Genomic DNA, 15,082 nt, shown 5'->3' on the forward strand with positions numbered 1-15,082 from the left:
TATCCGTTAAACCGAGGTTTTCTAGAATTACGCACTGGGTGGATTTGGGCAGTAGAAACGGGTAACTGACTGTTGAACGGGTTGAAATTAAACAAATTTTCAGTTCAATAAATGTGCAAAATGTGAGTTTTGAGGAACATCGGCGTTGATGGGTAAAAAACAATCTAAATATGCCGCGTGTTTGATAAAAACACCGTAATATAATTTTTTGCGATTTAAATGAAACAGTTTTTCAATTCACGCGGCGCACTACATGCAGGCACGGCCGCCAATGATGATGTATTTTAATTAGGTATATTTTTTTGCATTGTGCATTCATTATAGGGGGCGATCCCCTCATTAATGATTCACCTGATTTGTACCAGCCCTCACACAACCCCAATCACCTGCATTTTATTGTAAAGCCGACCACCATAACGAAATCACTTAAGCAGGAGTTTTTCGCTATGGCCCAAGATTATCATCACGGCGTGCGCGTGCAGGAAATCAACGCAGGCACCCGCACCATTACCACCGTCAGCACTGCCATTGTCGGCATGGTCTGTACGGGGGATGATGCTGACCCCAATACCTTTCCCCTAAACACTCCGGTCTTGTTAACCGATGTCCTTACCGCCAGCGGCAAGGCCGGCGAAACCGGAACGCTATTCCATGCCTTGCGGGCGATTGCCGATCAGGCCAAACCCGTAACCGTCGTGGTGCGTGTCGCCCAGGGCGAAACCGAAGCCGAAACCACGTCCAATATCATTGGCCGCGTCACCGATGAGGGCAAAAAAACCGGCATGCAGGCGTTATTGGCCGCACAAGGTCAGCTGGGTGTTAAGCCGCGTATTCTCGGTGTGCCCGGGCACGATACCCAGCCCGTGGCCGAGGCGCTGGCCGGCATTGCCGAGAAACTGAAAGCCATGGCGTATGTGAGCGCTTATGGCTGCAAAAAAATCGAAGAAGTTATCAACTATCGTAAAAACTTCAAGTATCGTGAGCTGATGCTGATTTGGCCGGACTTCCTGAGCTGGGATACCGTGATCAGCCGTGAAGCTGTTGCTTATGCCACAGCACGGGCATTAGGCTTGCGGGCGAAAATCGACGAGGAAACCGGCTGGCACAAAACCCTGTCCAACGTGGGCGTCAATGGGGTGACCGGCATTTCAGCGGATGTCTTCTGGGATTTACAGGACGTCGCCACCGACGCCAACCTGCTCAACCAGAACGACGTGACCACGCTGATCCGCAAAGACGGATTTCGTTTCTGGGGTTCCCGCACCTGCTCCGATGATCCGCTGTTCCAGTTTGAAAGCTACACCCGCACCGCCCAGGTGCTGGCTGACACGATGGCCGAGGCCCATATGTGGGCTATCGATAAACCACTGACGCCCTCGCTGGTGCGTGACATTATCGAAGGCATCAACGCCAAGCTGCGTGAACTCAAATCTAACGGCTACCTGATTGATGGCCAATGCTGGTATGACGAAAGCGCCAACAGCAAGGACACCCTGAAAGCCGGCAAGCTCTATATCGACTATAACTACACCCCGGTGCCGCCACTGGAAAACCTGCTGCTGCGCCAGCGCATTACTGACCAGTACCTGATGAACTTCGCCAACAGCATTAACAGCTAAGGGGCTGCATATGGCATTACCACGCAAACTGAAATACTTAAACCTCTTCAATGACGGCAACAATTACGTTGGGATTGTCGAAGAACTGACGTTACCCAAACTGGGTCGCAAGCTCGAAGCCTATCGCGGCGGCGGAATGCCCGGCGCGGCGAACGTCGATTTGGGGCTGGATGACGGCGCACTGGATGCCGAATTTACGTTAGGCGGGGTTGACGCCCAACTCTACAAACAGTGGGGCATTGATAAAGTCGATGGCGTGGCCCTGCGTTTCAATGGCTCTTTCCAGCGGGACGATACCGGCGAAGTGATTGCCATCGAGGTCGTCATGCGCGGGCGATTTTCCGAATTTGACCACGGCAGCTACAAACAGGGTGACAACACCCAGACTAAGGTCAGCGCCAAAAATACTTACTTTAAACTGACGTGGGACGGGGAAGTGCTGGTCGAAATCGACACCGTAAATATGGTGGAAATCGTCGGCGGCGTTGACCGTCTCGAAGCGCATCGCCGTGCTATTGGACTGTAAATATTAACCTTTTTCATCCGAGGAGCTTTTATCATGACCGAACAAACCCCTGTTGCCCTGCCTGAACAGGCCTCCGTCACACTGGAAGAGCCGATTATACGGGGTGCTACCACCATTACGGACGTGATTGTGCGCAAGCCTAACAGTGGTGCCCTGCGCGGTGCCCGCCTGCAAGCCCTGATGGAGATGGACGTAGACTCCATGATGCTGGTGTTACCCCGCGTCACCGCGCCGGCGTTGACCAAAGGCGATTTGCTGCTGATGTCACCGGGCGACCTGATTAACCTGAGTATCGAGGTGGTCAGTTTTTTGCTGCCGAAGTCGGTGAAGTCCGATTTCCAGACCAACTAACCGTTGATGAACTGGTGGCAGACATTGCCACCGTCTTTCACTGGTCGCCTGCCGTAACCGCTGACATGCCCCTGCCGGAGTTGCTGGAATGGCGTTACCGGGCAATGAAGCGGAGTGGTGCCGATGAGTGACCGAAATTTACGCCTGCAAGTGATCTTAAGCGCCGTGGATAAACTGACGCGGCCTTTTAAAGGTGCGCAGGCAGCCAATAAACGGCTGGCGGAGACCCTCAAACAGTCCCGCCAGCAATTGCGGGATCTGAACCAGCAGGCCGGCAGGATTGACGGCTTTCGCAAGACCAAGCAAACCTTGCTCAGCACGCAGCAGGCTTACCGCGACGCCACCGATAAAGTGGCGGCACTGGCCCGTGCCCTACAAGCCAGTGAAAACCCCACCAAAAGCCAGATTACCCAGTTTGAGCGGGCGAAAAAGGCTGCTGCTAAGTTAAAGGGAGAAACGCGGAGCTTAAGCGAATCCCTGCATCACCAGCGCAAGGCGCTGAAAGAGAATGCTCTCTTGACCAATGAGGGATTTCGCAAAACTAAGCAAGAACTACAGAGCGCTCAGCAAGCCTATCGTAAGGCTACCAACAACGTCGACGCACTGGCTCGTGCGATGCAAGCCAGTGGCAATCCAACAAAAGCGCAGGTGACAGCTTTTCAGCGGGCAAAAGAAACCGCTCGACAGCTCAAGGAAAAGACTCATTCTTTAAACCAATCACTGTATCAGCAACGTAAGGCTTTGCTTGACAGCGGTATCTCAACCAACCGACTGGGTGATGCGCAGCGGCGCATTAATACCGATATCAGCCGCACGAATAACACCCTGAGCCAGCAGCGCCAACAACTGGAACGGCTGGAGCAGCGGGAAAAGAAACTGGCCGCGGCCAAGTCCCGTTATCAGAAAACCAAGAACCTGCGCAACGATATGCTCGGTCACGGCGCGGGCATGGTGGCATCTGGTGGTGCCATGCTGATGGGCGTCAAACCGATGCTGAATGAAGCGTCCATCTATCACAAGGAAATGTCAGCATTCCGTGCGTTGGGGGTCGGCGAAGACGTGTTGAAAGATGCGGATAAATTCGCCAGTGGCATGCGCATTATCGGTAACAGCGCCAGTGATAACCTGAAGATCCTGAAAGAAGCGCATTCGGTATTGCGTCATTACGATGAAGCTAAAATGGTCACGCCAGAATTGCTGAGACTACAATACGCCACCCGTTTTTTAGGGATGCACGGGATCAGCGATGAAAAAGCGCAGGAAATGCGCGACCAGTCACAGGAGGTTCTGAAAATCGCCGAACTGCGCAACATGATTAACAATCCTGACGATTTCAAAAAATCGGTAAACCTGTCCGCACAGGCGATGGCAGCTAGTGGTGGATTGGTGTTGCCCAGTGACTATATGGCCATGCTCAAAACTGGTAATGTCGCCGCAAAACAGATGAGTGATGAGGCATTTTATTTCTCTATGTCTCACATTATCCAGCAAATTGGGGGTGATCGAACAGGGACATCCCTCGCGAGTGCGTACCAAAACCTGATGATGGGTCGTACCACACAGGGGGCTGCCGAAGAGCTGAATGCACTGGGATTGTTGCAAAAAGGCGCCGTCAAATACGGTAAAACCGGTCACATTACTAAAGTGAAGCCGGGCGCGTTGGTTAATGCGGAAAAATTTCAAACAGATCCATTCCGTTATCTCATGGATGAGATCGTACCCCGTATCCGTAAGAAAAACCCACAGCTAGACGAACGCGGCATGGAAACTGCCATTGCTAAACTGTTCTCTAACCGTAAGGGGGCTGACCTGTTTGTTACTATGTATCGGGAACATGCCAATATTGAGAAACAAATCAAGGCCGGACACGAAGCCTATAGCGTGGATAAGCTGGTCGGCGAGGGCAAGACCACCGCGCAGGGGCAGGAGCTGGAACTGGACGCCCGAAAACGGGATCTTTATAAAGAAATTGGTGACAAGCTGCTGCCAATTTATATCAAAGGGCTGGAAAAACTTTCCGAAATGCTCACAAAAGTTAAGCGGTTTTTTAATGATCACCCGACAGTTGCGAAATATGTCACTATCGCTGCCACGGGATTGGGTATTATTCTGGCGGTTATGGGTTCGCTCACACTGGTGCTGGCAACATTGTTGGGGCCGCTGGCCATGATCCGACTGGGTTTTTCCATGCTGGGCATCAACGGTGCCGCTTCTGTTCTGAAACTTGGCTCGGCCTTTTCTGCTGTTGGTAAGGTGCTGTCGTGGTTACGGGGGGTGGTGCTGACGAATCCCTTGTTATTGATCATTGGCCTGATTGCCCTGGGCGCATATCTGATTTGGAGAAACTGGGACAAACTGGGACCGTGGTTTAAGAAACTGTGGGATAACATTTCAAACTACGTTTCTACGGCATGGGCCAGCATTAAACAAAAGATCCTGAGCAGGTGGGCCGAAATTAAGGCCGACATTTTAGCCAGATGGGATACCATCAAAACCTACATATCGAATAAATGGAATGAAATTATCGAGAACGCCAAGAAACTGCCGGGGCGGTTTAAAAAATTCGGAAAGGAAATTATCGAAAAACTCGTTACCGGCATTAAGGAAAAATGGACTGCGTTAAAGAAAAGCCTGTCTGAATTAGGCTCGCAGATCAAAGAGGCCGTGACGCCTGACTTTATGAAAGAGCAGACGCAGAAACCCGAAGTGAAACGAGCACTGGAGGCCTATAACGACGCAACCCGCCCTCATGCTAACCCTTTTACCGCCTTTTCCGGTGCCCATGATACCGGCGGTTATATTCCGGCGGGGAAATTTGGCCTGGTCGGTGAGTATGGCCCTGAGCTGATAAACGGCCCTGCCCGCGTCACCAGCCGCCGGCAAACGGCCACACTGGCCCGTATGGCTGCCGCCGCGCTGTCGATGGGGGTATCCACCGTCAGTGCTCAACCAGCCCCGCTGCATCCCTACAGCCTGCCGGCCGCCCAATACCAGAGCGCCGGGGTCACGGTGATAAATCAACATCAACGCAGTGAGCGTCCTGCCTGTGAAATCCATATTCACCCCACACCGGCCCAATCGGCGCAGGATATCGCCCAGGCGGTTGCCCGTGAAATGGATCGCCGTGAACAACAACAACGTGCCCGCGCCCGCAGCGCCTTTGCTGACAGAGAGGAGTATTAACGATGATGGCCGCACTGGGTTTATTTGTTTTTATGCTGAAAACCACCCCCTACCAGAGCCTGCAACACCAGCAGTCTTGGCGCTACGGCTTCAATAACCGGATTGGTGCCCGCCCCGCCTTCCAGTTTATCGGGCCAAACAATGACACCATCACCTTATCCGGTTCGTTATACCCGGAAATCACGGGTGGCCGGTTATCGCTGCTGGCGTTACAACTGATGGCTGACAGTGGCAAAGCCTGGTCATTTCTGGATGGTCAGGGCACCATTTACGGCATGTTTATTATCGAGAGCCTGGATCAGACCAAAACGGAATTCTTTGCCGACGGGGCCGCTAAAAAAATCGACTTTACCGTCACCTTGCGTCGTGTGGATGAAAATCTGGGAAAAATGTTCGGGGATCTGGGTACGCAACTGAACGACCTGAAAATCAGTGCGACTGATATATTAGGCAGCATTAAAACAGCGGCTACCGATAAACTTACAGGGTTATTCCCATGATATCATTACCAAAGCTGGACTGGGTAACCGGCAACGCTAACTCGCCTGTCTATGTGCTGAGTGCGGGTGACAGCAATATCAATGCCCGTATCCAGGACAGGTTGATTTCCCTGAGCCTGACCGATAACCGCGGCTTTGAGGCAGATCAGCTCGATATTGAGCTGGATGACAGTGACGGCCTGTTATCGTTGCCACCCCGTGGCACAGAGCTTTCTCTGCATCTGGGCTGGCAGGGCGAAGCACTTATCCATAAGGGCAAGTTTATTGTGGATGAAATCGAATACAGTGGCCCACCGGATAAAGTGACGGTTCGTGCCCGCAGTGCTGATTTTCGGGCGACCCTGAATATCAGCCGTGAACTCTCTTATCACCAGAAAACGATGGGCGATATCGTGCAGACCATCGCCGCCCGTAATAATCTCCAGCCGGAGGTGGACAAAACGCTGGCCGCTATCGCGATAAAACATATTGACCAGACCAACGAATCCGACGGCAGTTTCTTAACCCGGCTGGCTAAACAGGAAGGCGCGGTTGCGGCGGTTAAAAACGGTTATCTGTTGTTTATGCGGCAAGGGCAAAACCAGACAGTGAGTGGCCGCCCGTTGCCGGTTGTCATGATTACCCGCCAGTCGGGGGATGGCTACCGGTTCTCGCTGGCAGACCGCAGCGCCTATACCGGTGTGTCGGCCAGTTGGCTGAACACCCGTGAGCCACAAAAAAAAGAACAGGTCATCGTTAGGCGTAAACGGCGCCAGTCCCGCCAGACCGCACAACCGAAAAAAGAGGAAAAACAGGGGGAATATCTGGCCGGCAGTGAGGGTAATGTGCTGGTGTTGAAACATACCTATGCCTATAGGTCAACAGCTGAGCGTGCCGCGAAAGCGGAGTGGGAAAAAATCCAGCGTGGTGTAGCGTCGTTTTCCATTCAACTGGCGAAAGGACGGCCGGAGCTGTTCCCAGAAATGAAAGTTCGGGTGATCGGTTTTAAACCGCAGATTGACCAGGCAGACTGGACATTGGTCACGGTGACGCATACCTTAAATGACAGTGGGTTAACATCATCGTTAGAACTGGAAGTGAAAATTTCGGATGCTGACATGGGCGCTTGATTTGCTATAATCACGCTATTGCCTAACAAAGCTGGCAGTCATTTTCAACAAGGCACTCATATTATGATGAAATGCCCCCTTTGCCATCATGTGGCACACACTCGCAGCAGTTTTGAACACACCGCCGAAACCAAAGAACGTTACAACCAGTGCCAGAATATCAATTGTGGTGCCACATTCGTCAGTCATGAAACCTTTGTCCGTTGGGTGGCTAAACCCAACCTGATCGAATTCGCCCAGCCCCATCCTACGAATGGACAGCAAACGGCGTTGTGCTTCGATAATTTTTAGCCCAGTTAAAAGCCCTCAGATATCAAGAGGGCTAATTTATTCCTTATCTTCTTCATCTTCCTATATGCTGATTTCATTTTCCAATACAAAAAATCGTGCTGATTAATAATCATTCATTGATGATGCTTTTTTATGCAAGAAAATATTTTTCTAAAAAAGAGAAAAAAGTAGATCTTAGAGAGGAGAAAAGGCGGTTAAATATTATTGGATAAAAAACCAGTAGTGCCAAGGTGCTGCCAATCTGCTGCCAATTTCGAAATTTCATGCAATCGCAGAAAGCAAAAAAGCCACCTTTACGGTGGCTTTTTCTAACCCTAACTCAATGTTTTACATCAAGTTTTTATTTGGTGCCCAGGGCGGGACTTGAACCCGCACAGCCTTACAGCCGAGGGATTTTAAATCCCTTGTGTCTACCGATTTCACCACCTGGGCTGAATTTGGAGGCGCGTCCCGGAGTCGAACCGAGGTGAACGGATTTGCAATCCGCTGCATGGCCACTCTGCCAACGCGCCTTTTTTGGAGCGGGAAACGAGACTCGAACTCGCGACCCCGACCTTGGCAAGGTCGTGCTCTACCAACTGAGCTATTCCCGCCTTTCTTCGAACTGCTTGATTTACTTAACTTGTTTCGTAAATTTCATGCGCCGTCCGATGCGATGCATTCTACTTACTTCACAAAATGAGTCAACACAATTATTTATAAAACGCGTTCGTTCGATGTTTTTTGCGTCATTTGGATCAACTTTCACGCAAATCATCCCATGCGGCGCTCAAATATTGAAACATTGACCAGAATGTCAAGACCGCAGCAGCGTATAATAGGATGAATCCTCCCACTTCGAGTTCAATGCAAGGACGCCATAATAAGGCAACCAATGCCGCCATTTGTGCTGTCGTTTTTATTTTTCCCATCCAAGAAACAGCGACGCTACTGCGTTTTCCCAATTCCGCCATCCACTCACGCAGGGAGGATATAATGATCTCACGGGCAATCATCGTCGCAGCAGGCAGCGTGATCCACCACGTATGGTAATGTTCGGCAATCAGTACCAGCGCAGTAGCTACCATAACTTTATCCGCCACCGGATCAAGAAATGCGCCAAAACGCGTTGTCTGTTTCCACAAACGGGCAAGAAAACCATCAAACCAATCTGTTGCAGCAGCAATAATAAAGATAATGGCACATAACATCGGTGCCCATTGGAATGGCAAGTAAAATGCCAAAACAAAGAATGGGATTAAGGCAATACGAAATAGAGTAAGCCATGTTGGAATATTTAATTGCATAATGCTTAGTAACTATCTGGCCAAGTTAAGTTTATCAGTATGGTGCACCAATACTTCTAGTGTTTCAACGCATTATAGATTTTTTCTGCCAATGCATAAGAAATAGAAGGCACTTTTGCGATCTCTTCTACACTTGCGTTGCGTAAAGGCTGTAATCCTCCCATATATTTAAGTAACATTTGTCTACGTTTCGGCCCAATACCATCAATCGATTCCAATGTACTGGTCTTTTTCACTTTTTCCCGACGCTGACGATGTCCTGTAATGGCATGGTTGTGAGATTCATCACGAATATGTTGAATAACGTGTAACGCAGGTGAATCAGGAGGAAGTGCTATCCCCTCTCCTTCCGCTGCAAAGAATAGGGTTTCTAGCCCGGCCTTACGATCACTGCCTTTCGCAACGCCAATTAGCTTAGGATACTTTTTATTCCATTCAACCTTCAAAGAATCGAAAACTTCAATCGCACGCGCAAGCTGCCCTTTTCCACCGTCAATAAAGATAATGTCCGGGATTTTTGTCTGATCGATAGCTTTGCTATATCGACGACGCAGGACTTGGCTCATCGCAGCATAATCATCCCCTGGAGTAATACCTGTAATATTATAGCGTCGATATTCTGCACGAACCGGGCCATTAGCATCAAAAACAACACATGATGCAACAGTTTGTTCTCCCATCGTGTGACTGATGTCAAAACATTCCATACGTTGGATTTTTTCAAGGCCGATAAATGCGGTCAGTGATTCTAATCGCTGATGAATTGTCGATTGTTGGGAAAGTTTGGTAAGCAAAGCGGTAGCGGCATTAGTACGTGCTAATTTTAAGTAACGCGCTCTGTCACCTCTTGGCCGTGCCTGGATATAGATTTTTCTGCCCGATATTTCAGCAAGTGATTTTTCCAATAGTTCTTTTTCAGGTAATGCAAAATCCAACAAAATTTCTGTCGGCAATGTCCTGTTTTGGCTTCCCTGGAGATAAAATTGACCAAGGAAAGTTTGCACTACTTCATCTAATTTCGTATCAACCGGAATTTTGGGATAATAACTGCGGCTGCCCAATATCTTGCCCTGACGGATAAATAAGACATGCACACAGGCCATTCCCGCCTCAAAAGCAACGCTAATAACATCAAGATCATCACCTTCTCCAGAAACAAATTGTCGTTCCGTAACTTGCAGTACTGCCTGGATCTGATCGCGATAACGGGCAGCCTCTTCAAACTTAAGCTGTTGACTCGCTTTTTCCATTTTTGTAACCAGCTCATCCAATACTTGCTGATCTTTCCCCGCCAAAAACAAACGGACGTATTCAACTTGCTGCAGATATTCTTCATCTGTTACAAATCCCTTAACACAAGGGGCGAGGCAGTGCCCAATCTGATATTGCAAACAAGGTCTTGAACGATTGCGATACACATTGTCTTCACATTGGCGAATAGGAAATAGTTTCTGCAATAAAGCTAAAGTGTCACGTATTGCATGAGAATTGGGGAATGGGCCGAAGTATTCTCCTTTCGCATGCCTGGCTCCACGATATAAGGTTAAACGGGGATGGATATCACTACTCAAGAAAATATAAGGATAAGATTTATCATCTCTCAGTAATACATTGTAGCGAGGCTGATACAGTTTGATGTAGTTATGTTCGAGCAGGAGCGCCTCTGTCTCTGTGTGGGTAACGGTGACATCTATCTGGACGATATTTTTCACTAATGATTCAGTTTTGCGACTACTAACTTGTGCCCTAAAATAGCTAGATAACCGTTTTTTTAGATCCTTAGCTTTACCGACATAGATCACGGTGCCAGCGATATCATACATGCGGTAGACACCCGGCTGACTGGTAACTGTTTTTAAAAATGCCTTTGAATTAAATAGTTCCGCCATGACTGATCACCCATCAAATCTTATTACCCACTGTGAGTTACCATATTCTGCGCATCAAACAATCCACAGCGTATTGCCATATGGGTCAATTCTACATCACCTTTGATATTTAGTTTACTGAACATCCTATAGCGGTAACTATTCACTGTTTTTGGACTCAGATTAAGCAACTCAGAAATCTCATTAACTTTACGCCCCTGAGTTATCATTGTCATGATCTGCAATTCCCGATCCGAAAGTTCATCCAACGGGTTTTCTTTTGGGGGTGATAACTGGTTGAGTGCCATCTGCTGGGCAATGTCCGAGGAAATGTAACGCTGGCCTGCATAAACCGCCCGAATTGCATTGATCATATCCTGAGGAGCGGCAGCCTTGCTCAAATATCCCCTAATCCCTGCTTGCATCACTTTTGTGGGCAAAGAACTTTCAGTATGGATAGTTAGCATAATCACCCGTGTATCAGGTGAATAACGGATGATTTTTTTAGCCGCCTCCAACCCTCCTATTCCGGGCATTCCCATATCCATCATGACAATATCCGTGCTGTTTGATCTACACCATCTGACTGCATCTTCTCCACTACTGGCTTCCCCTACGACTTTTATCCCTTTTACATCATCAAGGACGCCTTTCACACCAATGCGCACCAGTTCATGGTCATCAACTAATAAAACATTAATCAAACAACATCTCCACTAACGTAATATCCACTATAATGATAAAATTAATAAATCCCAAAACGAAACGAACACGCTGAATTTATCTTTATGATTTTCATAAGATAAATTAACAAAAGATAACAGATTATACTCACATTAGCGCAAAACAGAAAGAAAATTGTTACATATCAATGAAATGTAATAAATATATACCAATCCAACTTCAAGATGCGTGTTATATTTCCCCGCGCAGTGGGGAAATATAAGGCTTCACGTCGTCTTGCGGATTGCAACTTGAAGTTTATCAAGCATATAGCCAATTGATTTCGTTTAATATTTCTTAAAAACATATCTCTATATTATTCATAGCAATCCAGAACAATATGAGGATGATATTTTCCCCCATACTGCAATTATTATTTAAATAAGTTAAGGATATCTGCTTTAGTCAGCATAGGGGTCTTTTCAACAAAGTTATAATATGCTGGCTTGCTTTCCACATAAATTTGGCGAGATAATTTACTTTTATTACTATTATCAAACAATGCAACTGGAACATAATAAGCGCTTGGTTGATGCAGATGGTAAAAAAGATGTGTGCCGCACCTGTTACAGAAAGCGCGTTCTGCCCATTCGGATGACGAATATGTTGAAATATTTTCAGCTCCTTCTATTTTTAGGTCATCCTTACAGTCCACAGATAAAAATGGACCTCCATTCCATTTTTGGCAATTTTTACAGTGGCATACGTTAATATCTCCAATACCTTGATTGGTTTTTACACTCACCGCACCGCATAAACAATGACCTTTATTCATCATTTAACTCTCTATCTATAATAAATTTATAGGGAAAAATCTTATATCTGAGATTGAGTAAATCTACCACTATATTTCATCAAAAATACCATACTCACTACAATGATCCTCTAATTTTTAACCATACAAATAAGTTTTGGAAACATCAAATTATGGCTTGATAGCAGAAAATTAAGTTATTTATTTTTTCACATCTTCGTTATCCTCCTCCTCCTCCTCTTCATCATCATCTATGTGCCAGCTATGCAATATTCTGTGGACAAAAGGCGTCACCACCATACCTACTGCGATAAAAAAGATAGCCTGAAGGAATAGTCCATAAACGGCAGCAAAATATTTCCCCAGAGTACTGACTGGTTCAATATGCAAGTTTTGTGTTCCAATCATTGAAACTGAATTTAGTATTGCATCAGGAATAGCATGGCTTTCGATCAAGAAAAAACCCAGTACACCAGGAATAATGCCGATCAGAAAGATAATGAATGCATGCAAAAGAAAGCGCAGTATCCGTAAAAGAAATCGGTCAAAGCTAATTAATTTATCAGTAAATTTTTCCATATCAGATCTCCACTAATAAATTAGTTACCATGGTGATTGTATGTTAGTTTTTATTTTTATCAATGTTCATGAACCGGACATTACTCAATATTCCCTGCCCCAAGAGCACCCCCACAATAGTGATAACAACGCCAATTAGTTGTGGCAAGCTGGGAATATTTCCCATCATTAGCTGTATCATGAGTGCAAACATGGGAACCAAGTTAAAAAATACCGCCGTTTTTCCTGCTCCACGAATAGCAACCCCCATATTCCAAAAAAGATAGGCAACCGTAGAACCACCAATACCTATATAAAAACAGGCCAAATGGCTTTCAAATGTTCCCGAAGATAATGCAGTTATTGGCGATTCCACAAAAATCGCAATAAACGCTAATATGATCGCACCAAAAAGCATCGTCCAGCTCGTAGTCGCCAATGGCGTCGCATCTTTGACAAACACCCGTGTTCCCACTGTGTAAATTGACCAACCAAGACTTCCCATAAAAATGATTATATCGCCGGCTACTATCTGAGAGACACCTCCCAAATTCAATTCACCGTTGGTAATAACCAAAGCAACCCCCAACAAACTGATTGCCATACCAATAACCCGCATCAATCCAGGTAATCGACGATTTATCATCGCTTCCAGAATATTGGCAGAGATAGGCGTCGTTGCCACAATCAAAGCCGCCGTCACTGGATTGGAACTTTGCAGACCAACAAAAAATGCCCCATTAAATCCCGCCACACCAATCGCCCCAAGAATAATAAATGCCCACCAGTTTTGTTTCAAAACCTTGCTGTGAATCCCCTCTTTCCATGCAAAAAAAATGAAAATACAGATAACTGCATAAAAAAAACGCTCAACAGAAGCTGTCCACGGAGGCAAACTCGTAAGTGCAAATTTTGTTATCTGAAAATTTGATCCCCAAAAGAATGTTGCAATTAACGTCAGTGCAATCGCTGACTGTGGAGTTGTTTTCATATTCATTACCCTATCTTGATTTATCTTAAACAAAGTGATCCTTGACAAAATCATTGTGGCACCTTTTAAAATTGAAATATTTAGGCAAAATTGGTAATCAAATTTTCAGAAATGGAAAACAAATCGTGCAATCACTTATTTGGGATGATATTCGAATATTCTTGGCAATCGCGCGAGCAGGTACTATCAGTAAGGCGGCTGAGTTTCTTGGTATTGGAGTGGCAACGGTATCGAGAAAAATCGAACGTCTGGAAAATACTTTCGGAATGCCATTATTTTTGCGGCATCAAACAGGTTATCAACTAACAGAAGATGGCGCAGAACTATTGGAAAAAGCCAAAGCCATGGAGATAGCAGCAAGTTCATTTCTGTTTGAGGCCGATCTACGGGCAACTATTGCAGGCAGTGTACGCCTTGCAACACTCGAAACATTATCCAATTATTTAATTATGCCCAACTTGCCGACCTTACAAAAAAATCATCCAAACCTGACATTAGAAATCACAACGGATAATTACACAGTAAACCTTCATCGCCGTGATGCTGATTTAGCACTTCGTATCATCAGGCCGGAGCAAGGCCATGTTAATCTCCGACAACTGGGAACCTTGGGGTTTGGTCTGTATGGCAGCGAAACTTATTTAGCGACCTGCCCCTCCGATATATTCAAAGGTAAATACAACGATGCGCATTTCATTGGCTGGACAAGTGAGTACTCGCAATTTCCTTCCGCTAACTGGCTTAAACAAGTCTTACAAGGACGCTCACTTTCAGTCGCAACAACTTCGATTTGTTCTCAAATTGCAGCAGCAACTGCGGGCCTGGGATTAGCCGTGCTGCCTCATATTGCAGCCAATGGCGCAGGGCTTACGTGTATTTCGCCTGATTTAGGCATAGATAAACCCATCTGGCTTGTTATTCAATCTGATTTGGCCCATTCTCCCAGAATACGGAAAGTGGCAGATTTTCTGGCAGAGGTGGTTTTTCAAAATCAGGATAAACTTTCAGGACGGTCACACCAATCGGGCATACTATAACATTCAGCATGACCAACAGCGGCACACTTGGTTGGATAAGCGATAAGATAGCCATCTAATTTCAATTTGGACTCCTGTCTGATCAATTGCTATCGGCCAGGCTTCCGTTTAAGATTATGTTAAGATGTTAAAGATGAATAAATCTTTAACATCCGATTATATTAGTCTCAATGGGATTGCCTGTTAAAGCAAGTTAATAAATATTCTGATAATAAATTAACGCGATGCTCGACTTTAACATCCTATAACGTTGGCTTGTTGAAGCCGACTCCTGTTTAACTTTAAA

15 protein-coding genes and 3 tRNA genes are annotated in these 15,082 nt (G+C 46.5%); 9 read left to right on the forward strand and 9 right to left on the reverse strand.

Annotated elements, in window-relative coordinates; all coding sequences use genetic code 11:
* Positions 1-446 precede the first annotated feature (446 nt).
* The 8 genes from ABLA76_RS04040 to ABLA76_RS04075 all read left to right on the forward strand — a co-directional run bounded on the left by ABLA76_RS04040 (position 447) and on the right by ABLA76_RS04075 (position 7,579).
* Complete coding sequence (locus ABLA76_RS04040; protein WP_047767862.1) at positions 447-1,619, forward strand: phage tail sheath protein; 1,173 nt, start codon at positions 447-449, stop codon at positions 1,617-1,619.
* 10 nt (positions 1,620-1,629) lie between these two features.
* Complete coding sequence (locus tag ABLA76_RS04045; protein ID WP_285811033.1) at positions 1,630-2,145, forward strand: phage major tail tube protein; 516 nt, start codon at positions 1,630-1,632, stop codon at positions 2,143-2,145.
* Between the two features lie 33 nt (positions 2,146-2,178).
* Positions 2,179-2,496 carry a phage tail assembly protein gene (locus tag ABLA76_RS04050; RefSeq protein ID WP_285811034.1) on the forward strand — a complete coding sequence of 106 codons (318 nt, stop codon included), beginning with the start codon at positions 2,179-2,181 and terminating at the stop codon, positions 2,494-2,496.
* A gap of 14 nt (positions 2,497-2,510) precedes the next feature.
* Positions 2,511-2,627, forward strand: coding sequence for a GpE family phage tail protein (locus ABLA76_RS04055; RefSeq protein ID WP_072161182.1), 117 nt, complete (start codon positions 2,511-2,513; stop codon positions 2,625-2,627).
* On the forward strand, positions 2,620-5,679 hold the full coding sequence (locus ABLA76_RS04060; protein ID WP_348986958.1) for a phage tail tape measure protein: 3,060 nt from the start codon (positions 2,620-2,622) through the stop codon (positions 5,677-5,679). The genes ABLA76_RS04055 and ABLA76_RS04060 overlap by 8 nt, the downstream gene beginning before the upstream one ends.
* Before the next feature lie 2 nt (positions 5,680-5,681).
* Positions 5,682-6,179, forward strand: a complete 498-nt coding sequence (locus ABLA76_RS04065) for a phage tail protein (protein WP_348986959.1) — start codon at positions 5,682-5,684, stop codon at positions 6,177-6,179.
* Complete coding sequence (locus ABLA76_RS04070; protein WP_348986960.1) at positions 6,176-7,288, forward strand: phage late control D family protein; 1,113 nt, start codon at positions 6,176-6,178, stop codon at positions 7,286-7,288. The genes ABLA76_RS04065 and ABLA76_RS04070 overlap by 4 nt, the downstream gene beginning before the upstream one ends.
* A 63-nt stretch (positions 7,289-7,351) precedes the next feature.
* Positions 7,352-7,579: an ogr/Delta-like zinc finger family protein gene (locus ABLA76_RS04075; protein WP_348986961.1), complete on the forward strand. Its 228-nt coding sequence runs from the start codon at positions 7,352-7,354 to the stop codon at positions 7,577-7,579.
* 345 nt (positions 7,580-7,924) lie between these two features.
* Here the strand turns inward: ABLA76_RS04075 and ABLA76_RS04080 are convergent.
* From ABLA76_RS04080 to ABLA76_RS04120, 9 genes are all read right to left on the reverse strand, one after another.
* Positions 7,925-8,011 (reverse strand) — tRNA-Leu (locus ABLA76_RS04080).
* 6 nt (positions 8,012-8,017) lie between these two features.
* Positions 8,018-8,091, reverse strand: a tRNA-Cys gene (locus ABLA76_RS04085).
* A gap of 5 nt (positions 8,092-8,096) precedes the next feature.
* Positions 8,097-8,172 (reverse strand) — tRNA-Gly (locus ABLA76_RS04090).
* Between the two features lie 144 nt (positions 8,173-8,316).
* Positions 8,317-8,865 (reverse strand): CDP-diacylglycerol--glycerol-3-phosphate 3-phosphatidyltransferase, encoded by a 549-nt coding sequence (pgsA, locus tag ABLA76_RS04095; RefSeq protein WP_099133554.1) that lies wholly within the window; start codon positions 8,863-8,865, stop codon positions 8,317-8,319.
* A 56-nt stretch (positions 8,866-8,921) separates the two neighbouring features.
* On the reverse strand, positions 8,922-10,754 hold the full coding sequence (uvrC, locus tag ABLA76_RS04100) for an excinuclease ABC subunit UvrC (protein WP_348986962.1): 1,833 nt from the start codon (positions 10,752-10,754) through the stop codon (positions 8,922-8,924).
* A 23-nt stretch (positions 10,755-10,777) separates the two neighbouring features.
* Entirely contained in the window at positions 10,778-11,437 is a 660-nt protein-coding gene (gene uvrY / locus ABLA76_RS04105; RefSeq protein ID WP_047767885.1) for a UvrY/SirA/GacA family response regulator transcription factor, read from the reverse strand.
* Positions 11,438-11,829: 392 nt separating this feature from the next.
* On the reverse strand, positions 11,830-12,231 hold the full coding sequence (locus ABLA76_RS04110) for a GFA family protein (protein WP_348986965.1): 402 nt from the start codon (positions 12,229-12,231) through the stop codon (positions 11,830-11,832).
* A gap of 180 nt (positions 12,232-12,411) precedes the next feature.
* Positions 12,412-12,789: a hypothetical protein gene (locus tag ABLA76_RS04115; protein WP_348986963.1), complete on the reverse strand. Its 378-nt coding sequence runs from the start codon at positions 12,787-12,789 to the stop codon at positions 12,412-12,414.
* 43 nt (positions 12,790-12,832) lie between these two features.
* Positions 12,833-13,759 carry a DMT family transporter gene (locus tag ABLA76_RS04120; protein ID WP_047768007.1) on the reverse strand — a complete coding sequence of 309 codons (927 nt, stop codon included), beginning with the start codon at positions 13,757-13,759 and terminating at the stop codon, positions 12,833-12,835.
* A 125-nt stretch (positions 13,760-13,884) separates the two neighbouring features.
* On the opposite strand from ABLA76_RS04120, the gene ABLA76_RS04125 reads away from it, so the two are divergent.
* Positions 13,885-14,796: a LysR family transcriptional regulator gene (locus ABLA76_RS04125; RefSeq protein WP_348986964.1), complete on the forward strand. Its 912-nt coding sequence runs from the start codon at positions 13,885-13,887 to the stop codon at positions 14,794-14,796.
* Positions 14,797-15,082: the final 286 nt, after the last annotated feature.

Origin of the sequence: Xenorhabdus sp. SGI240 (assembly GCF_040081915.1) — a bacterium.
In the GTDB taxonomy this organism is placed as follows: Bacteria; Pseudomonadota; Gammaproteobacteria; order Enterobacterales; family Enterobacteriaceae; genus Xenorhabdus; species Xenorhabdus bakwenae.